The sequence below is a fragment of the Nitrospinota bacterium genome, assembly GCA_029881495.1.
In the GTDB taxonomy this organism is placed as follows: domain Bacteria; phylum Nitrospinota_A; class UBA7883; order JACRGQ01; family JACRGQ01; genus JAOUMJ01.
Map to the genome: position 1 here is coordinate 33,916 of JAOUMJ010000020.1, position 20,569 is coordinate 54,484.

General features: G+C 51.1%; 18 protein-coding genes. 4 read left to right on the top strand and 14 right to left on the bottom strand.

Annotated elements, in window-relative coordinates:
• Positions 1-8: 8 nt before the first annotated feature.
• From dxs to OEY64_09440, 8 genes are all read right to left on the bottom strand, one after another.
• Entirely contained in the window at positions 9-1,928 is a 1,920-nt protein-coding gene (gene dxs, locus OEY64_09405; GenBank protein ID MDH5543166.1) for a 1-deoxy-D-xylulose-5-phosphate synthase, read from the bottom strand.
• Positions 1,928-2,815 carry a polyprenyl synthetase family protein gene (locus OEY64_09410; GenBank protein ID MDH5543167.1) on the bottom strand — a complete coding sequence of 296 codons (888 nt, stop codon included), beginning with the start codon at positions 2,813-2,815 and terminating at the stop codon, positions 1,928-1,930. Before OEY64_09410 ends, dxs begins: the two co-directional genes overlap by 1 nt.
• The gene (locus OEY64_09415) at positions 2,799-3,059 is read right to left on the bottom strand and encodes an exodeoxyribonuclease VII small subunit (GenBank protein ID MDH5543168.1); all 261 of its coding nucleotides are present in this window, start codon (positions 3,057-3,059) and stop codon (positions 2,799-2,801) included. Before OEY64_09415 ends, OEY64_09410 begins: the two co-directional genes overlap by 17 nt.
• Before the next feature lie 106 nt (positions 3,060-3,165).
• The gene (locus tag OEY64_09420; GenBank protein MDH5543169.1) at positions 3,166-5,283 is read right to left on the bottom strand and encodes a hypothetical protein; all 2,118 of its coding nucleotides are present in this window, start codon (positions 5,281-5,283) and stop codon (positions 3,166-3,168) included.
• A gap of 25 nt (positions 5,284-5,308) precedes the next feature.
• A complete protein-coding gene (locus OEY64_09425; GenBank protein MDH5543170.1) occupies positions 5,309-5,983 on the bottom strand; it encodes an OmpA family protein in 675 nt (224 codons plus the stop codon).
• Positions 5,984-6,008: 25 nt separating this feature from the next.
• The gene (locus tag OEY64_09430; protein ID MDH5543171.1) at positions 6,009-6,788 is read right to left on the bottom strand and encodes a MotA/TolQ/ExbB proton channel family protein; all 780 of its coding nucleotides are present in this window, start codon (positions 6,786-6,788) and stop codon (positions 6,009-6,011) included.
• Position 6,789: 1 nt separating this feature from the next.
• Entirely contained in the window at positions 6,790-7,467 is a 678-nt protein-coding gene (locus tag OEY64_09435) for a hypothetical protein (protein MDH5543172.1), read from the bottom strand.
• A complete protein-coding gene (locus tag OEY64_09440) occupies positions 7,468-8,784 on the bottom strand; it encodes a hypothetical protein (protein MDH5543173.1) in 1,317 nt (438 codons plus the stop codon).
• Between the two features lie 582 nt (positions 8,785-9,366).
• Here OEY64_09440 and OEY64_09445 point away from each other — a divergent pair.
• Positions 9,367-10,182 (top strand): aldo/keto reductase, encoded by an 816-nt coding sequence (locus OEY64_09445; protein MDH5543174.1) that lies wholly within the window; start codon positions 9,367-9,369, stop codon positions 10,180-10,182.
• A 54-nt stretch (positions 10,183-10,236) separates the two neighbouring features.
• Here the strand turns inward: OEY64_09445 and OEY64_09450 are convergent, their stop codons facing one another.
• The 4 genes from OEY64_09450 to pabB form a co-directional block, all read right to left on the bottom strand.
• On the bottom strand, positions 10,237-11,304 hold the full coding sequence (locus tag OEY64_09450) for a cytochrome-c peroxidase (GenBank protein ID MDH5543175.1): 1,068 nt from the start codon (positions 11,302-11,304) through the stop codon (positions 10,237-10,239).
• 148 nt (positions 11,305-11,452) lie between these two features.
• Positions 11,453-12,454, bottom strand: coding sequence for a zinc-dependent alcohol dehydrogenase family protein (locus tag OEY64_09455; protein ID MDH5543176.1), 1,002 nt, complete (start codon positions 12,452-12,454; stop codon positions 11,453-11,455).
• Between the two features lie 185 nt (positions 12,455-12,639).
• The gene (locus tag OEY64_09460; GenBank protein ID MDH5543177.1) at positions 12,640-13,464 is read right to left on the bottom strand and encodes an aminotransferase class IV; all 825 of its coding nucleotides are present in this window, start codon (positions 13,462-13,464) and stop codon (positions 12,640-12,642) included.
• Positions 13,443-14,855: an aminodeoxychorismate synthase component I gene (pabB, locus tag OEY64_09465; protein MDH5543178.1), complete on the bottom strand. Its 1,413-nt coding sequence runs from the start codon at positions 14,853-14,855 to the stop codon at positions 13,443-13,445. The genes OEY64_09460 and pabB overlap by 22 nt, the downstream gene beginning before the upstream one ends.
• Positions 14,856-14,930: 75 nt before the next feature.
• On the opposite strand from pabB, the gene OEY64_09470 reads away from it, so the two are divergent.
• Together OEY64_09470 and OEY64_09475 are read left to right on the top strand one after the other, a co-directional pair.
• Positions 14,931-15,443 carry a flavoprotein gene (locus OEY64_09470; protein ID MDH5543179.1) on the top strand — a complete coding sequence of 171 codons (513 nt, stop codon included), beginning with the start codon at positions 14,931-14,933 and terminating at the stop codon, positions 15,441-15,443.
• A gap of 11 nt (positions 15,444-15,454) precedes the next feature.
• Positions 15,455-16,603: a hypothetical protein gene (locus tag OEY64_09475; GenBank protein ID MDH5543180.1), complete on the top strand. Its 1,149-nt coding sequence runs from the start codon at positions 15,455-15,457 to the stop codon at positions 16,601-16,603.
• Positions 16,604-16,679: 76 nt separating this feature from the next.
• Here the strand turns inward: OEY64_09475 and dnaK are convergent, their stop codons facing one another.
• Both dnaK and dut read right to left on the bottom strand, forming a co-directional pair.
• Positions 16,680-18,584, bottom strand: a complete 1,905-nt coding sequence (dnaK, locus tag OEY64_09480; GenBank protein MDH5543181.1) for a molecular chaperone DnaK — start codon at positions 18,582-18,584, stop codon at positions 16,680-16,682.
• Positions 18,585-18,733: 149 nt separating this feature from the next.
• Positions 18,734-19,159 carry a dUTP diphosphatase gene (dut, locus tag OEY64_09485; GenBank protein MDH5543182.1) on the bottom strand — a complete coding sequence of 142 codons (426 nt, stop codon included), beginning with the start codon at positions 19,157-19,159 and terminating at the stop codon, positions 18,734-18,736.
• Between the two features lie 558 nt (positions 19,160-19,717).
• Between dut and OEY64_09490 the strand changes: the two genes are divergently transcribed.
• Positions 19,718-20,314, top strand: coding sequence for a hypothetical protein (locus tag OEY64_09490; protein MDH5543183.1), 597 nt, complete (start codon positions 19,718-19,720; stop codon positions 20,312-20,314).
• The last annotated feature ends 255 nt before the right edge of the window (positions 20,315-20,569 follow it).

A 20,569-nucleotide genomic window follows, 5' to 3' on the forward strand; every position in this document is an offset into this window, starting at 1 on the left:
GGGTTAAGCTACTGGATATTGTGATGCTTTCCTTCGTGTTCGATGATGGAGATGCTCTTTGGGCTTTTCAGAAGCTCAATTGATCTCTTGCAGATCCCTTCGGGATGGAGGGCGTATTTTTTTCTGGCGCTTTCCTGCGTGGAGTGAGGAACAAAAAGATCGGGAATCCCGATAGAGGCGCCGGCGATCGAGCCGAGCCCTTTGGCGCGCAGCTCTTCAAAAACGCCGGATCCAAACCCGCCGATGAGTGAGTTCTCTTCTACCGTTATGATATTGCCGCAGTGCTTGGCCCATTTTGAGATCATCTCCATGTCGAGAGGTTTTGCGAACCTGGCGTTTATTACCGCCGCGGAAATATTTTCCTTTTCAAGAAGCGCGGCAGCTTTTACGGCATTCACGACGGCATTTCCTATGGCGCAGATCACGATATCGTCTCCCTCATGGATCAGCTCGGCCTTTCCAATATCGATTAACCTGTATTCCTGCTCCAGCGGGATCCCTTCCACATTGCCGCGTGGATACCTTATAGAAGCCGGGCCGTTATGGTTAGCGGCGGTGTACATCATGTGGCGAAGCTCGTTTTCATCTTTGGGCGCCATCAAGGTCATGTTCGGTGTTTCGCGAAGAAAGCTGATATCGAAAATGCCCTGATGCGTGGAGCCGTCGTCACCTACGATTCCCGCCCTGTCGATGGCAAAGGTCACGGGCAAATTCATGTTACAGACGTCGTGGATCACCTGGTCAAAAGCGCGCTGAAGGAAAGTCGAGTATATGGCGACGACCGGTTTGAAACCGTCGGCGGCCAGCGCGGCGGCAAACGTGACCGCGTGCTGTTCGGAAATGCCGACGTCGAAAAACCTGTTGGGGAATTTTTCGGAAAATTCCACAAGGCCGGTTCCGTCTCGCATCGCGGCGGTGATGGCAACTATTTTTTCATCATGCTCGGCAAGATCCACAATAGTTTTTCCGAAAATTGAAGTGTATGTAGGCCTGCTTTTGGATTTTTTCTTTCCTGTGGCGATATCGAACGGCGAGGTTCCGTGGAACGGTCCGGGGTCGGCCTGCGCGGGTGCATAGCCAAGCCCCTTCCTGGTAATGACATGTATGATGCGCGGGCCTGAAAGTTTCCTTATTGCCCTAAAGGAATCTATGAGGGTTTCAAGATTGTGCCCCTCTATGGGGCCGAAATACTTGAAGCCGAAATCTTCAAATATCCTTCCGGGAACAATAATACCTTTTACTGCCTCCTCCACTCTGTGCGCGAAGGTGGCCACCTGTTTACCGATACCGGGTATGAGAGAGAGTATGTGATCCACCTCTTTTTTCATTTTGTTGTATGTCTCGCCGCTTATGATCTTGTTCAGATGTGCAGAAAGGGCGCCGACATTCTCGGAGATAGACATCTCATTGTCGTTGAGTATCACCATCAGGTTCTTTCCAAGCGCGCCTGCGTTGTTAAGCCCTTCAAAGGATAGTCCCGATGTCATCGAACCATCCCCTATGACGGCGAGTACGTCATGCTTTTCCCCTCTCATGTCGCGCGCCGCGGCGAACCCGAGAGCGGCGGAGATGGATGTCCCCGCGTGACCGGTATCGAAGTGGTCGGACGGGCTCTCTTCCCTTCTTGGAAACCCGGAGAGACCACCTTCTTTTCGAAGTGTGTCGAACCTGTCGAGGCGCCCTGTCAGCAGTTTATGGCTGTAGCACTGGTGCCCCACGTCCCAAATGAGCTTGTCTTTTGTAAAGTCGAAAACGGCATGCAAGGCGACAGTAAGCTCCACAACGCCGAGGTTTGGCGAAAGGTGTCCCCCGTTTTCCGAGACGGTTTGAATGATCTTTTCACGAAGTTCCTGCGAGAGCTCTTTCAGTTCGCTCAGGGATAGACCCGCAATGTCGTCGTGTGTTTTGATATTAGGGAGGTGTTTCATCAGTGCGTCCTGCTCCCGATGAAGAGCGCAAGCTCTTCAAGCGGTTTTATGTTCCCCTTGAGATCCTTTAGAGCCGCTATCGCGTTAATGATCTTTTCCGAAGCAAGCTCGCGGGACCTGTCGAGTCCAAGAAGGGAAGGATATGTCATCTTGCTCCTTGCGTCGTCGCTTCCGGCGGATTTTCCGAGTTCTTCCGTATTCCCTGTTACGTCGAGTATATCGTCGACTATCTGGAAGGCGTGGCCGATATTCTCGCCGTACTTCGCGAGCGAAGCCAATTCGCGGTCGTTCGCGTTTCCTATCAGTCCGCCCGCCTTTACCGCGGCAATTATCATCGCCCCGGTTTTACGGGTATGGATGTATTCGAGCGTCTCCATATCACCCTTTTTCCCTTCCGATTCGATGTCTACCTCCTGGCCGCCGACGGTACCCTGCGCGCCGACTGCTTGGCCGACTATCCCTATTATTCTAATCATTATATCCGAAGGGATTCCAGAGCCGTTGGGAGGGGATTCGGACAGTATTTCAAACGCGAGCGTTAGGAGGGCGTCCCCCGCCAGGATAGCAGTGGCCTCGCCGAATTTTATGTGATTTGTTGGGAGCCCCCGCCTGAGATCGTCGTTGTCCATCGCGGGGAGGTCGTCATGGATAAGTGTGTATGTGTGGATCAGCTCTAAGGCAGCCGCTGTCGGCAAGGCGTTCTTCCTGTTTCCGCCGACAGCTTCTGTCCCGGCGACCACCAGGCATGGGCGCAGCCTTTTCCCCCCGGCAAAAACGGAGTAGGACATCGACTCAAAAAGCTTTTTCGGGATGTCTTGACGGACATTGAAAATGCGCTTTAGTTCCGATTCTATCTCTTTTCGGATTTCTTTAAAATGGGAGTTCATCCTGCTCCGATGTGGAGTCCGTTTCCATCTGTTGCGTGGAAAGATTTCCTTTCTGATCCTTTATGAGTTTTTCGATCTTTTTTTCGGCGCCGGAAAGCTGGCTCTGGCAAACCTGCGCCATCTGGATACCTTCCTCGAACATTTTCAGGGATTTCTCAAGTTCCAGTTCTCCCCCCTCAAGCTGAGAAACAATCTCTTCCAGCTTTTGAAGGGCTTTTTCGAATTTTACCGTTTCCCCTGCCATGCGCGTATTATATCCCTTTCGCCGGGAATTGGAAATGTCGTAAAGGGGCAAATAGATGTATTTTCAGCCGCTTTTCAGGGTATGTTCCGTTAATCGGTGACTGCGATCAGTAGCGGATCTCGGTCGGGTCGGAAGGGGCGGCCTTCTGCTGAGGGGTCTTGTCGAGGTCTTCCATGGAGAAGGCCCCGCTCTTGAGGAATCCGCGCACCCTTGTAACAACCGCGATCTTTGCCTGATCGACTTCCGCGACCGTAGCGTCCTTGGCAACGATCTTGTATTCGTCGCGCACTATCCTTCTTGCGTCCTCGTTGAGTGCCGAAAGTATCGCCGTCTGCACGTTCTTGTCGGACTGTACAAGGGATTTGGCGATGGTGCTTCTCTCGAGATCCCTGATGGAATCCTTCAGCACGTTTCTCGGCACCTTCGGAATGTCGGTGAACGTGAAGTAGACCTTCTTTATCAGGTGGTATGTCTCCGGGTCCTCGGACTTGAGATGTTCGAGGAGCGTTGTCTGCGACGACATATCCATGAAGTCCATCATGCTGACCATGATGCCGACGCCATCGGCGGTAATGTTTTCAAGGCTTGGCACATCAATCGCCCGTCTGGCGATCCTCTGCGCAACCGGCTGGAAGGCGTTTATAGGTATGCTCTCGAATTTCGCCAGCTCGTACGCAATTGACGCCTGCTCTTCTATCGGAAGGTTTTTCAAAACCCCGGCCATCCTTTCCGGTGAAAGTTGCGAGAGAATGAGAGCCTTGACCTTTATCTCCTCCTCCTTGACGAGATAGGTTATTTGCGCTTCATCCAGATCGTTTAGGAAGCTGAACGGTTTTACTTTCTGCTTTTTGGCTCCGTGATCTTCCATCAGTATCTTTCTCATGGTGTCGTCGTGGAACCTCTCAAGGTACTGAACGGTTTCTTCCTCGCCGATCTCCTCTTCCTTCATGACGGTTTCTATCTCTATCAGCCTATCTACCGACAGCTCGCTGAAGATGCTCTTGCCGAGGTTGAAGCCGAGCACAGAGAAGAGGATGGCGGCCTTTTTCACGCCCTCACTGCTCTCAAGCTCTTCCTTTATCCTGCTGTTAAGGAGCCTCGGTTTGCCTACACCGAGGCTGACGATCTCCTGCTTGTACTGCTCTTTTTTCATCTGGAGCTTCAGGAGTTTTTTCTCCTCATCGATGAGCCCTCTCCTTTTCTCGGCTTCGCTTAGGGATTCTGATTTCTCCCTGGCTATTCTCTGCGCTTCGGCCATCTTTTCCTTTCTGAGTTTTCGCGCGGCGGACCAATTACGAAAAAAAATTCCGAATATGGTTACAAGCATCAGCAGAAGCATTATGCCAAGGAGCGCTATGGCAAGATTTTCCCATTTCCTGTCGTCCATTGGAACTTTCTCTGCCGGGAAATCTATCTTTATGACTTCAAAGCCGTCCCCTCTGGTGACGTCCATGTCGAGCTTTTTGTAAACGAGGTTCTTAATGAATGATTCCTGCTCGCTCGTAATATTCCTGTCGACCATGAAGGTAACGAATATCTTCCTGATTATTTTTTCAATCTCCTGCTTCGTCTCCCGGACTGGAGGCGACTGAACCGGCATCGGCAAAACAGGCTGCTGTTGCTGAACAATCGTCGCGGCAGGCGGGATGAATGTCTCATCGGTAGTTACCGTCCTTTTCTGTCCCGGCGCTCTTCCTGTATCGTCTTCCATATCTTCATCGCCGAAGTCCGATCCGAGATCCGAAAAGGGGAGGCCCGGAAGTGTTTCGCCAAAATCGTCGCCTGACGCAAAGTCTCCTGAATCCTCCCTTGTCACTCTCCGTTTGATGAACCTGTTTTGCTGGAACTGCTGTTCCGGTGTGAGAACAGGCTGGAACTGGGTGACTGAAGTCTGCGGAGCCAAAGGCTGTTGCTGTATCTGCGATTGTTCCTGCGCAAGCGGCTGGGCTACCGGCTCCGGAGCCTTAGGAGCGATCGTCTCGGTTTTTGAGTCGAATATTTCAGCGTCGACCCTCAGGATGAAACGGGAATGACCAAGGTATGACGATATATCCCGGCTTAATCTCTCCTCGACCCGTTTTTCAAAAACAATTCCGCCGAGTTTGTCTTCTTCGAGTGTGGTTTTTACTTCATCCTGGGCCAGGGTGATTCCGGTCGAGGTGAGAAAGAATACAAGCGCACTGAAGAGGAAGAGCCCCCTTCCGTTCACCCATCTATTTTTCATAATCGTCATATTTTCCATTTTACCATTACCGGTGTATTTTAATTACCACTCTGCGGTTCTGCATTTGATTTTCCGCAATAGCGTTTCCAAGTTCATCCCTGTTTGGAGCCTTGGGCGCGATGTCGGCAAACCCGGAAGCCTGCAGTCTCTTTTTTTCAATACCGAATTCGATAAGCATGCGGAGCACGTTTGTAGCCCTCGCGGTCGAGAGCTCCCAGTTGGAGGGGTATTTCACAGTATTGATAGGAACGTCGTCCGTATGCCCCTCCACCGAGACCTTGTGGTCGTCGTATGAGATCACTTTCAGCGATTTGGCTACCTTGTCGATGATCGGTCTCGCGGTATCCATTATCTCCGCGTCGCCGGACAAAAAGAGGGCGGCGCTGGAGAATTCCAGCTTTATACCCTGTGCGGAGAGGTCGACCATTATTTCCTTTTCCAGGTTTTCCTGTTTAATCATCTTGTCCAGCTCGTTTTTCAGTTCATGGAACGGTTTTGTAACCTTCTTTTTGCTAACCGATTCAATAAGTCCGGCTTTGACCTCTTCATACTTTGAAGCATCTACTACCGATATCGCGGCAAGGAGAATGAAGAAGGCGAGGAGCAGGGTGACCATGTCCGAATAGGTGGTCATCCATGTTCCTTCCTCCGATTCTTCGGATCTCCTTCTTCCGGGAGAGCCGCTCTTGTTGAAAGCCATTACCTGTTCCTTTTAATGTTTTTCATTACCTGCCGCTTTTCTTTCTGCTGAACCGCTTTTTTGGCTCAATGAAAGAGTTGAGTTTGTTTTCAACGAATATGGGGTGCTGTTTTTCCGCCAGTAGGAGTATCCCGTTCATCTGTATTACTCTCACCAGCACCTCGTAATCGGTTCTTCGCCTTATTTTTTCCGCTATCGGCATGAACAGCAGGTTCGACAGGAGGGTTCCGTACAACGTCGTAGTAAGGGCTATCGCAAGTGCGGGCCCTATTGTAGAAGGGTCTTCCCCCATCTGCTGAAGCATGATTATAAGGCCTACGAGGGTACCGATCATCCCAAAGGCAGGCGCGTACGATGCCATAACCTTGAACATGCTGTACTGCCCCTGCTGGGCGTCCACCATCCCTTCTATCATGTTTTCCAGGTTGGCCTTGATCTCATCTCTCTTGTACCCGTTGATAAGGAGCATGAGACCGTCCTTTTCAAATGAATTTTTAAGCTTGAGAGCTTCGTCCTCTATCGCGGAGAGCCCCTTGCTCTTTATGATCTCCGCCCACCGCGCAAACCTCGGAACAAGGTTTGTGTATGTGGTGTCATGCGACATGAATATCTTGTATACCGACAGGAACGAGCGTTTGACGTCCTCGTAGGGGAACGCGATGAATGTCGAGGCAACCGTTCCCCCAAGGACAATCGCGAAGCCCGGCATATTTACAAATACCAGGTACTCTTTCGTACTGCTTACGATAGCGGCGACGAATATCGCGATACCGGCAATAAGTCCGATCAAGGTTGATATTGACATATCAGTACCCCATTTCCTCTAGTTTGCGTCTTACGTCATTCATGGAAGGGTCGTGCTGAAGCGCCGCTTGCCACGATTGAACCGCCAGATCGAGCTTCTTCATCCTGTAAAAGATGGAGCCTTTCAGCGCGTGCGCGTAGGCATAGTCGGGGGCTATCAGCAGGGCCTTGTTCACTTCCTTCAAGGCGAGCGTGTACCGCTTCTTATAGAACTGTCTCTGCGCCTTGTTCAGATGGTTACTTGCCCTGTTGAAAGGGGATTGCGCCTCCGACGGCTCGCCGGGGGAAATCGCTACATCCTCCTCCGGAATGTCCATCTGCACAAATACGTTCTCATCGCCGGGGTCGATGTTCATCACGATGTCGTAACTTCTCCCCTTTCGCCTTATCTGCACGGTTTGGGGCGAGCGCGTGGCAAGAGTATCATCTGCCGCCGCCCCTTGTTCGTTTGCTCCGTTCCTCTGCGGCTCGAGATTTATCGGCAGGTCGCCGGTATCCTCTCCCTTGCGGGCGGCCTCTTCCCTGGCCGCCTGTTTCACCATATCCTTTGTAGAGGAGCAGGCTGTAAGGGGGGAGAATGCAAATAGCAATATGGAGGCGGGGAGGATAACATGGGCCATAACCGCCCTTGCCAAGTTTGACCGCCATACAGTTTTCATCATTTCAATCACCTTGTTCATTTAAAAAACAAATCCGATACCGACTTCATACGTCGTTCCGCCAAAATTGATATGCGATTCGAAATCGCCGATAGGCACCAGTTCGATCCTCTTTTCAGGGATATTCACAAATCCCAGAGAGAAGGAAAAGCGCTCGCTGAATCTAAGGGTCAGGCCGCTCTTATAGATTTCGGTGTGGTGTTTCATGAACAGCGCCTCGCCAAGGGAGACGTAGTAGTTCCATGTGGAGAAATATTCCTTCCGCAGATTTTTTTCATCTACCGGCTCGTATCCCTCACCGGAGAAGAATATCTTGTCGAGCTTTAGGATAAGGTGCCCGTAAAATGCCCCTCCCGCAATGTCGAAGAACTCGGGCCTTACGATATTGGCGAAATAATCGAGCCCAACGCCGTATATGATATGTTTGGAGTTCTTCGATTCTCTCAATACCTTGAGGCTAAGAGTAGCCACCTTGTCGAGATGCTCTGCTGGGAGAGTGGCGGACTTTCTCTCATATTTGTAGCCCCATATGCCGGTCTCCAGAGCAACTTCGTACGGGCGGAGTTCCTTTTCCTCTTCGATCTCCTCAAAGATGTCCTGGAACTTTCTCGCCCATACGACCTCCCCTGTCTTTGCGTCTACGACCTTGAAATTGAGAAACAGCTTGTCGTTTTCAACATATACGTTCCAGAGGAAAAAGCCGTCGACCTTTATGTTCTTTGCAATTTCCGCGAGCCGCTGGTTCGATTCCACGGCCCTCAGGATGGTGAACGTGTTCTCCTTGAGGATGAGCTGGGTCGATTTGCACTCCATGCATTCGAATATCTGGAACCTGCCGGTTTCAAGAAGTTTGCGTGTTAGCCCGTTCTCGATAAGCTCGTATATCTTCGCTGGCAGCATTTTGTTCTGCTTGTCGGCGTTCCGGTAAAGGGCGATCTTGTTCACGCGCGGACTGATAGATAAAAGTTCCTCTTTCGAGAAATTCATCGCCATGATAAGCGTCTGAACACGTTCGTAGAGATTCGGGTTTCGCGTCTGCTCAAAGGCCTCACCTGTGAGGAGGCTTTTTACCGGCTGTCTGTTCCCAGGCTGCGGTGTTGTCCCGGGGAGAGGCGCGGTATCGTCGAATACGGTTTCATCCTGCGGAAGCTCAAGTGGCTCACCATCCGGTGGAAGCTCGTCTTCAGGCGGCAGTTCTATACTCTTCACCGGTTGAAAGTCGGGTGATGCACCCGCCGGAGGCTCCTGCGCGTATGACAGATTGGCCACTAAAAGCGCAAACAATATCGCTGACAACCAGGTATATCTACCCAGATGCAAAACTTTGACGTATTTCATTCATTTATCCCTTCTTGCGTCAAAAAGTATGCAGTAATCATTCCAATATTTGAAAATCCCGGAAAAATAACCACATAGAGAGAGGGGAGCGTTAAAAAATTGACGTAAATTCCCTTTTTTACGTAGGAAACTTGCTCCAGTTTTATCTCCTTAAAAGAAGCGAGGAGGTGGTGACAATCTCTACAAAAGCGAATTTTCCAAAATTGTGAGGCCAACCTACAAAAAATGTAGGATATATTTCTCCCTAAACTGAGCATCTTTCTCCCTTTGGTTTGAATGAAACGTAACATATTATAGCAACAAAAGAGCCTTCTCCGCACCCGGCTTCTGGAAGCCGTTTTCACCCGGTTTGTCGCGATCTTTTCCGAATTTGCCATAGCTGAATAAAGTCTCCCTATAAGCGAGCCCTCGCTGTTCTTTCAAGTCGATGAGCGAAAATTGCTCTCAACAGCTAGTATACTATTACTGGTAAACAGCGCATTCATGGCAATGAAAATTTGCCCGGGATCTGGAGAAACCGAGTAAATAGATCTTTCGTTCTGGAAAATTGAAATTTAACAATTCGAAGAGGGGGGTGGCAAATTGGGATCATCGTCAGTCACGGAAAATTCGTTCCGCGAAACAACGCTTGGCAAGACAGGGAGGGTAGTTGGAAGGATTGCCGTCTCCGGCGGCTACGGTGTGCCGGCTGGCGCGGTCGAGATGGCGTTCGAGCGGGGGTGCAACTATTTCTATCACGGTTCATTCCGCAAAAAAGGGATGAATGAAGCGATTAAAAATCTTTGCGCCGCCGGGAAGAGGGATGAGCTTTTCATAGTCGCCCAGGTCTATACGAGATGGGGCTGGCAGTTCCGCAGAAGTTTTTACAGCTTCCTAAAGAAAACCGGCCTTGATTATGCCGATGCGCTCTTACTCGGCTGGTACAACTCTACCCCCTCCCCGAAGATACTCGACATCTGCGCGGAACTAAGGGAGAAGGGGCTTGTTCGCCATATCGCCATCTCGGGGCACAACAGGCCGGCGTTCCCGGTGTTCGCCGAGAAGGGTGTCGGAGATATATTTCATATACGGTACAACGCCGCCCACAGGGGGGCGGACTCGGACGTATTCCCGATGCTGAAAGGGGATCGTCCCGGCACGGTTGCCTATACGGCCACTTCGTGGGGACAGCTGTTAAAGAAGGGGAAAATGCCCGCCGGAGAAATGGTGCCGCGGGCTTCGGACTGTTACAGGTTCGTATTGTCGAATCCAAATTTCGACCTCTGCATGACAGGCCCCGCCGACACTGCACAGATGGGGGAGGCTCTCGCCGCTCTTGACCGCGGGGCGATGAGCGAGGAGGAGCTTGCCTGGATGCGCCGTGTCGGCGACCATGTGAGTCGTAAGAGTTTCAGATAGGTATAGAGAACCGGCAGAGGAGCGTATGCTCTCGCCCCTCTGCCGGTTGATGGATCAGTTTCTGTCCGGTATCGGCGTCGAATCGGTCGACGGCGGGAGTATCGGGAGGACTATATCGGGCATCTTGCCTGTCAGCGATTTAAGGAACGCCACTATCGCGTCGACGTCGTCCCTTGAGACAGGCTCACCTAGCTGGTAGAGTGCCATATCCTTTACCGCGTCCTCGAGTTTCCAGTGCCGCCCGTCATGGAAGTAGGGGTATGTCAGCTCAATGTTTCGGAGCGAGGGGATCTTGAAAACATTTTTATCCTCTTCCGCCTTGGTCACGCCGAATCGCCCCAGGTCTTCCATGTTTTTCGGTTTTTTTACCACGCCGAATTTCTGGTATCCGTTTCCTCCTACCGCTGGTCCGTTATGGCAACCGGCGCAATTGATGTTCATGAAGATGCGCAGGCCCTCTTTCTCTTTCTCTGTGAGCGCCTTGTTGTCCCCTTTCAGAAAGCTGTCGAATCTTGAAGGGGTGAGGAGTGTCCTTTCGAAGGCGCCGATGGCGTTAGCGATGTTTTCATACCTGAGAGGTTCCTTTTCGTTTGGGAACGCCTTTCCGAATCGATAGACATATTCCGGTATCGAGCCGAGCCTTTTAAGCACGAGTTTTTGAGTTGCCCCCATTTCAACATCGGCTAGTATCGGCCCTTGTGCCTGCGCCTCCACGTCCGCGGCCCGTCCATCCCAGAACTGGGCGATGTGTAGCGAAGCGTTCAGCACCGTTGGAGCGTTCCTTCCGCCGACCATCCATTTATGCCCGGTGGAGAAAGGGTTGTTATCCACGCCGCCTGTTGAGAGATTGTGGCACGACGCGCAGGAAAATACATTCGATTTTGAAAGACGCGTTTCGAAGTAGAGCATCTTGCCAAGTTCCAGCTTCTCCTTGTTGGCCGGGTTTTCGTTTTTAAATACCGGTTTGTCGGGGAGCGGCTCGAAGTATCCGAGAGCCTCATCGCGGAGAGCGGCATCATCCGCGGCATGCGCGGAATGTATTGGCAATCCGATAAGGAAAACGGTGAAGAGCGCGAAAGACAACAATCTGAGAGGTGTTGGCATGGTGTGTGGAAGCGGCATAATCATCTCCTCAATTTCAATTAATAGCGTGTAAAAGGATCAAATCTCTGGTAAATCTGTCTTTTGATTATACCCGATTTTTACCGGTTTCCCCCCACGTGAGCGGTTTTCTGACTGTACCCACGCTCCAAAGAGAGGTGAAAATGGATCATTTGATACGCAAAACAGCAGCGCCGTTTATCCGGCTATGTTTCAGGTCGATAAGCGCTTCGGGCGCTCTTTCGAAAGGGTAAGGTTTTATATCGGTCTTTACGGGGATCTCGGCAGATGCCCTTAACAGCTCGATGCCGTCGCTCCTCGTCGAGGCTGTTACGGAGAGTATCCTCTTTTCGTTGAAGAGATGTTTCTCATAATCCATGCGCGGAACATCGTCGACATATACCCCGGCTAGCGCGAGAGTTCCCCCCTTGTCTAGCTTCTCCATCGCTTTTGGAATGAGCGAGCCGGCGGGGGCGAAAGATATCGCGGCGGAAAGAAGAGCGGGGGATGGATCATCGGCAGAGCCTGCCCAGACGGCTCCAAGTTTCATGGCATGTTCCCTGTGCTCCTTTGAACGGGTGAAAACATAAACGTTCGCGCCGCGGTGTATCGCTATCTGGATAGCAATGTGCGCCGATGCGCCGAAACCGAAAATGCCGAGCGTCTCTCCGCTCTTAATTTCCGAGAGTCTAAGCGCGCGATAGCCTATTATCCCAGCGCAGAGAAGGGGGGCGGCATGTAGGTCGTCAAAGTGGTCAGGAAGGGGGTATACGAAATCTTCCGGCGCGGTGATGTATTCGGCGTAACCGCCGTTGGAGTGGAAGCCGGTGAAGCTGATAGAATCGCACAGGTTCTCAAGGCCACTGCGGCAGTATCCGCACTTCCCGCACGCGGAACGGAGCCATGCGATGCCGACCCTTTCCCCCGGCTTGAATCTTTTTGCGCTTTCACCGTTCCCTGAAACCTTGCCTACTACCTGGTGGCCGGGGATGATCGGGAGCGTCGGGAGAGGAAGCTCCCCCTCCACGGCGTGAAGGTCGGTATGGCAGACTCCGCAGGCGGAGATTTTAATCTGCACCTCCCCCTTTCCAGGCTCCGGTTTTTCGACCTCGCGCAGTGCAAGTTTTTTTTCTTCCGCGGGTGCGGTCTCTTCGATAAGCCACGCCTTCATTTTTCCCATGAATGCTATTTTATCAGGCGGAGGCGCCGAATGGTCAGGAGCATGCGGACGGATTTGGAAATTGAAACACCCCTTCCGCTTTCATTCCAGAAAGGAGTGAGGGAGCAGGGGGCAGAGAGATATTCGCTTCTTATCTATTATCTTTGTCCGGCGGCGCGATTTGGGGGAGCGACGAATTACAAAATTGACGCCAGGTCCCTCTTTAGCGATTTGGCGAATTTCCCTTCGCCGAGCTCTTTTCCTTCAAACTCGGCGCAGTAGCGCACCAGCGACAGGGAGTTCGTGAAAAAGATTTCATCGGCATCGAGAATATCAGATTTTCGAAACGCCCCTTCGCTTACTTCGATCTGCATCCGCCGGGCGAGGTCGATAATCTTTTCTCTCGTTATTCCTGGGAGTATTCCGCATTCAAGCGACGGTGTGCAGAGGGTTTTCCCTTTCGCGAAAAAGATGTTGGAGAATACCCCTTCGGCGAGCTCATCTCTTGTGTTCACGAAGAGTAGTTCATCCATCCCTTGCTCCTTGCCTTTCATCCAGGCGTGGACATTTGAAAACCTCGATGTTGTTTTGTGTTTCACCGCCGGGTCGTCGGCGTTTGACGGCCAGGGGGCGAATTTTGCTTTCAGCGGGTCTGCGGGGGTTTCACTCTCGGAGCCGATTATTGCGAAAGTGCAATCCAGGGGGATATCGCCGAAGCTCCCCTTTTCGGATGTTCCGCGTGAAAGCGTTATCCGAAGAAATCCGTTTTTGATGCCGTTGCTTTCGATAAGCGTATCGATATGTTTTATCATCCTGTTCTTGCCGGGATATCCTATGCGGGCGAAGTGGGCGGAGTTCTCCATCCTTTTCAGATGTTCGGATATCCATACCGGCATGTAGTTTTTCACCTTCACGGTTTCGAAAAGGCCGTCCCCGAGCGAAAAGCTTCTGTCTTTGACGTTCACCGAATGATCGTCCACCAGTCTCAGTTCGCCGTTTACTATCGAGTAGGTTCCAGACATTTTTGCGTGTCGCCTTTCTTTTGAAGTTCAAGGAGCACCTTCGCCTTGTATCCTGTTTCGGCGAATTCCTGTTCAGGGTCGGAATAGGCTGTGATTCCTCCGCCTGTTCTGTATTCGGCCTTGCCGTTGGCGATGGTCAGAGTGCGTATAAGTATCGACGCGGTAATGTTTCCATTGATACCGCAGCAGGTCAAGGCTCCGCAGTAGAAACCTCGCGGGGTAGTTTCGAGTTCCTGAATGATCTCCATCGATTTTATTTTTGGCGCGCCGGTTACGGAGCCTCCGGGGAAGAGCGCTCTGATGATCCGGGGGAAAGATATCTCATTTTTCAATTCCCCTTCCACGGTTGATACAAGGTGGTGAACTGTCGGAAGCGATTCGCAGTTGAAAAGGGAGGAGACCTTTACCGATCCGGGGGAGCAGATCCTTGAAAGGTCGTTTCGCATAAGGTCGACTATCATCACGTTCTCCGCCTTGTCCTTTTCGGAGAGCTTTAGAATATTTTTATTTTGCGCGTCGATGTCTGGATCTTCGGACCGGGGAGATGTCCCCTTTATCGGTTTTGTCGTGATGTGATTTCCTTCCGTCCTGAAAAAAAGTTCTGGGGACATTGAAATGAAGTGGAAATCGCCTCCATTTATATACGCGCCGAAAGATGACGGGTTTATAATTGCCAGATCCCTGAAAAGGGAAAGCGGGGAGCCTTCAAACAAGGCTGTGAGCCTGCGGGAGAGGTTTACCTGGTATGCGTCCCCCTCGGCTATTCTACTTTGTATATCTTTTATCTTGCGGATGTAGTCTGCCTTGCTTTCATCGCATTCAAACGGGGAGATGAAATACTGTTGCTCCTGTTCGGCGGAGTTGTTGTCTTTTGAAACCGGATATTCACCGGTGAACGAGACGTCGTGCGCCTTTGATAAAAGGGAATCAAAAATGCGGACGGTGGCGTACATTCCGCACCAGAGCGGAGCTTCGCCTGCTCTGTTTTTTCGCGCGGGGAGCTTTTCGAAACGGCGATTTAGCTCGTACGGCAGAAGGAAGACAAGGCCGCCGTCGAAGCAGGGGATGGATGATTCCTCTTTCGGCAGATGCCGGTGCAGGATATCGATGACTTCTTCCGGCGATGTTCTGAAAGTAAAGGTCTCGCCGCCATATTTCAGGAGCGTTTCCCCTTTCTCTGCCGATATGGTGAAGAGAGGTTTTACCGCCGCGATGGAGAATCTCCCGTTTCCGGAAACGGAATCGCCGCCAAGGAGCAGGATATCCCCTTCGGCTCCGGTCTCAATAGAGTTGAAGTACTCCATTGGGTCGTTGTAGGGGACTTCGGTCACGATCCGTCTCCCTAAAAGCGGGAAAATATCCGCGACCTTTTTTTCGAAAGCGTCAGTCATTAGAAATATTTGCCCTTTCCTATCAGTGGCTGTGATATTAACATAACGGGTAATAGATTATGTAATGGAGATGATATGGGGAAAATCGCCTGGGGTATAACCGGCGCGGGGCATATGCTGAGGGAGAGCGCCGACGTTATCGGTAGAGCAGGAGAGGCCGATGTATTCGTCTCTCCGGCAGGGATAGAGGTAGTTTCCATCTACAAGGTGCCGCTCCCCTCAAAGCCGCTTTCCGACAGGTCGGCATCCACCGTAGCAGTGAAAGGTTTCTTCACAGGGAAATACGATCTGCTGGTAATTTCGCCTGCTACGTCCAATTCGGTCGCCAAGTTTGTCTGCGGGATATCCGATTCTCTTATCACGAACCTCTTCGCGCAGGCCGGGAAGGCGAGAGTACCGATAGTAGTGTTCCCCACCGATCTGGAAGAGGTCGTTGAATCGACCGGCGCGACGAAGCCGGTCAAGGTATTTCCGCGTCCGGTGGATCTTGAGAACACGGCGAGATTGAAAAGTTTTCCCGGCGTTACCGTAGTAGAGAATATAGCGGAGCTGGAAGGGGCGATAAAACGGGCAAGGGGGCTGACATAGTAATCTCCCTGATGGATTACCGTCATAAACTCCTGGCGGATACGCTGGCAGGGCTTGAGAAGAGCGGTGTTCCTCTCGTCGCGGTTGATGGTAGCGGGTTCAAGGCGGCAGGATTTGCCGACGACCCCGCGATCTATTATTTTGTTCCGAAAATTGCCCGCCTTTTTGGAGTTTCAATAGAAGCCGGCATCGACACGTTTTTTATCGGGATACTCTCCATCTCTCTTTTTGTAGCGGTTGTGTCTGCCGTCAAGTTGTGTAAAACGAAGCAGGGGAGGGTATGGGCTGTTTTGAATCTCTTGCTGACAGGATTCATCTCATTCAGGGTCGGCGATCTTTACAGCATCGCCCCGGCGGTTGTTATGTTCACGGTGCTTCCGTTCCTCCTCCTGTATGGAAAGGGGGAGGCGAAAAGGGATTTTATCCTTCTCGCGATAGCCGGTCTTGCATGCGGTCTTGCCAACGAAACAAGGGCGCACGCCGGGAGCGGAGCGCTCATCTTTCTGGTGTTTTACCTTTTCTTTTCCAGGGGAGTTTCCCGCAGTGGCGCAGCTCTTAATACAGCCATTCTTCTGGTCTCGTTTGTTATTCCATCTCTATTCTTTGGTCATCTTGCGGGGGAGAGGGACAGGTATCTTCTGGAAAACCGCCCCGGATACACAAGCGAGGAGACCGGGAACACGATATGGCATTCGGTTTATATAGGCCTTGGCTATCTGAAAAATCCTTTTGTCGCGGAGTACAGGGACGACGTTGGATTCAGCAGGGCGAACGAGATAAAGCCTGGGGTTGCCCCTTTTACGTCCGGATATGAAAAGATACTGAAAGGAGAGGTAATAAGGATTTTGTCTGAACACCCCTATTTCGCTTTTCAGAATATTTCGGCGAAGGGCGGCGTGTTGCTGATGTTCTTTCTTCTATTCGCGAATGTCGGGATAGCCGCCGCGTGGTTTTACGGAGCGAGGGGGGATGCGGCACTCCCTTTGGCGGCAGCGATAGTTTTCTCGGCGCTTCCCGGCATATTGGTAGTTCCGTACCATGAATATCTCCTCGGCTTTTTCGCCTTTTCGGCGCTCTTTAATCTTCTGCATGCCGACAACGCGCTATCAAAAGGGGGAGTTGCGGATATGCTGAAGTTTGTTGGAAGGTATAAAAGCTGATATGCGGTTTGTTAAGCCGCCTGGTATATAAAAAGCCGGGGGAGAAAGAGTTCCCGCCCCGGCATAGACTGTTCGATTATTTCTTTTCGGCGTCTTCGAATTCGGCGTCGACGACGTTATCCTTGTTGCCTCCAGCGGCTCCGCCAGAAGCGGAGTCCCCATCGGTTGGCGCTCCCGCGGCGGCGGTCTTGTAGATCTCTTCCGCCATCTTGTGCGCCTTCTCCTTGAGGCTCTCCATTACCGATTTCATCTTCTCGATGTCGTCCGACTCCATCGCGGATTTCAGTTCGGCAATGCCGTCCTCCACCGGCTTCTTAACCGCATCCGGCAGTTTGTCGCCGTTTTCCTTGAGGGTCTTTTCGGTCTGGAAAATTAGCGAATCGGCCGTGTTGCGCACGTCGACCTTTTCCCGTTTTTTCTTGTCCTCCTCCGCGTGGGATTCGGCGTCCTTAACCATCTGGCTCACTTCGTCATCGGAAAGGCCGGTGCTCGATGTGATGGTGATCTTCTGCTCCTTGCCTGTACCCTTATCCTTGGCGGAGACATGGGCTATTCCGTTAGCGTCGATATCGAAAGTCACTTCGATCTGCGGAATTCCGCGAGGCGCCGCCGGTATCCCTTCCAGGTGGAACCTTCCAAGCGTCCTGTTATCGGAGGCCATTTCGCGTTCACCCTGGAGAACATGTATCTCCACAGATGTCTGGCTGTCTGCCGCGGTTGAAAATACCTCGCTTTTCCTGGTCGGGATAGTCGAGTTTCTCTCTATCAGTTTCGTCATGACGCCGCCGAGGGTTTCGATGCCGAGCGATAGCGGGGTAACGTCCAAAAGAAGGATGTCCTTCACGTCTCCCGCGAGTACGCCCGCCTGAACAGCCGCGCCGAGGGCAACGACTTCATCCGGGTTCACACCTTTGTGTGGCTCCTTGCCGAAGTATTCCTTCACGAGGTTGGAGATTTTCGGAACTCTTGTGGAACCACCCACAAGAACGGCTTCCTTGATGTCGCTGGGTGAAAGGGATGCGTCAGCCAGGGCCTTTTTGAGCGGCCCGAGTGTTCTGGTTATCAGGCTGTCTACCATCCTCTCGAACTGCGCCCTTGAAAGTTTCATGTTCATATGCTTCGGGCCCGACTGGTCAGCAGTGATAAAAGGGAGATTGATGTCGGTTTCGGTCACGGTGGAGAGTTCCATCTTCGCCTTTTCAGCCGCCTCGCGCAGTCTCTGCAGGGCCATGGCATCCTTGGAGAGGTCGATACCCTGGTCCTTTTTAAACTCCGCTATCAGCCAGTCGATGATCTTCTGATCCAGGTTGTCACCCCCCAGGTGGGTGTCGCCATTGGTCGATTTAACCTCGACGACGTTATCTCCTACCTCAAGGACGGAGATATCGAACGTACCACCGCCGAAGTCGTATACGGCGATCATTTCATCAGATTTTTTATCAAGGCCGTAGGCGAGCGCCGCGGCTGTCGGTTCGTTGATTATTCTTTTTACTTCGAGACCAGCTATCTTTCCCGCGTCTTTGGTCGCCTGTCTCTGCGCGTCGTTGAAGTAGGCCGGCACGGTGATAACCGCTTCGGTTACTTTTTCGCCGAGGTACGCTTCCGCCGACTGTTTCAGCTTGCGAAGGATCATTGCCGATATCTCCTCCGGCGTATGTTCCTTCTTGCCGACTTTTATGACAACCCCAGTTCCGCCCGAAGCTTCCTTCACTTCATAAGGAACCATTTTCGCCTCTTCGGTTACTTCGCTGTAATGGCGACCCATAAACCTTTTTATCGAATAAATGGTGTTATGCGGATTCGTAACCGCCTGGCGTTTGGCCACCTGCCCGACGAGTGTTTCTCCATCTTTTGTAAAGGCCACAACTGATGGAGTAGTCCTGGAACCCTCCTCGTTCACTATGACCCTTGGCTCTCCACCTTCCATAACGGCTACGACGGAGTTGGTCGTACCGAGGTCGATTCCTACAATTTTACCCATATTTCCTCCAAATTTCGGTTTGTTTGCTATTTTCTTGTAGTTGAATAAGACCTTATAACGGCCTAGTCAAGCTGTGGCCTGATTTTTATGGAATTTCAGGGGAAAGAGGGGATTATTTTCGAAGATCCGAGGTTCGTTGCCTGATTTGTTCAGCGTTTGCCGGTACTGCCGAAACCGTTTTCGGCGCGGACGGTATCGGAGAGCTCCATAGCCTCCACTATCCGCCAATTTTGGGCCTGCAGAGGGACTATCTGCGCGATCTTGTCCCCCCTCCCTATGGTGTAGTCGCTATCGTTGTCGTTCCTCATGAGGATCATCACTTCGCCTCGGTACCCTGCGTCAATTACCCCCGCGGAGGTGTATAGCCGTGCGGACGCGAGCGAGGACCTGTCTTTTACTATTCCCCCCCACCCATCGGGGAACTCAAGCGCGATGCCGGTCTTTATCTTCACCTGTCCCTTTGCCGGGATGACGGTCTCTTCAAGCGCGAAGAGGTCGCACGCCAGGTCGCCCGGGTGCGCCGAATTCGGGAGTTTCGCTTTAGGGTCGAGTTTCTTGGCTTTAAGTACAAACATCCCGTCATTCTATCCGCTTTATAAATTGGCAACAAGGAAACAGATTAGATGAATGAATGTGTCATCGCTGACTGGTGATGTTTTTATGCAAGTTTGTGTAAAAACTCTTCAAGTTAAAAATGAGGATAGCGGAAAAGATGCCCCTGCCAATAAAGTAGAAGTGTGATTACAGCAATTAAAATTACAGGCAAATATCGATCGACAACCATTGGTCGATAGCATAAAAAAATAAACGTGTAATTTATGGTTCCTGAGACTTATAGACAGACGAAAATATCAGACTTGAATCGTCATAGTTATTTTGTAAATTCACTCCCTTTTAGAAATTATTTTAAAAAATACGCAATATTATAACGTTACATTTGATGGCAATTATAAACATTGTACAGTTTCAAGAGGTTGGCTATTTAATCATGTCCTTTTCGTGACAGATTGGCAGGTAAAATTATATTTATTATTTCGTTGACACTGGGGAAAGGCTAAAAAAGGTGGAAAATTTAGCAAGTTCTTATTGTATTCTTATAGCATTAAATTCAAATTAATATAGGGAGATTGTTTATGGCAGGAATTCGTTACATTGTCTTTCTGGTATTGCTTTTGTTTTTTCCTTTTAAACATGCTGAAGCCGGCAATCATTTTTTAGGGATTGCAGGCCTCGCCGGAAAGACAGATGGAGTGCCTATGATTATTGGCCCAAAGATATTTTATTATACCAATGCGATTCCATTTGGTTTTTATGCTGGTAAACAATATACCGTCGATAATGATATGGGATTTCCCAAGACTGAAAGCGAGCTGTTAAGCACGGATAAATTTGAAAGCCGATGGAATAGTGAAGTTATCACTGTAGGGGTTACCAAAACTCTAGGCATTGGAGAGGCAGGTGGAGTGGGAGCTTTTGCGGGGATCGGGTATGGCAATGCGACAGGTTATGATGTTTTTGAAAGGCAGAAGGAATTCCCTGGAATGCCGGCAGGTTATCCTGCTCAAACAGAAATTTATAATATCGAACGACCATCAAGAACGAAGAGCGGGATAAACCTGAATGCTGGGTTGCAGTTTTGGATTGAATTGGGAACCCTTTCGGTTGAAGTAAACACATTTACAAAATCCGTGGCGTTTGGAATAGGTATTGGGGCTCCCTGGTCTGATTGATTGATTGATGAAATCTGTTAACCCTCTGCAGTAGGGTCGCGCCGGAGCCTCACGTTCGATCCCCTGTCGGGAAATCGGAACTGTTTGGAGCGTCGGTCTTGGCGGTATTATCGAGTTATTATTTGGAGCGGGAGACGGGGATACGGTCACTCTCGCATTGCTCCTGCAATGCTCGCTCGACCCCGATTCGGCTCCTAAGCAAACGTCCTGTTTGCTTGCGCTCCCTTTTCGGTCGCGCCGGAGGCTCACGTTCGA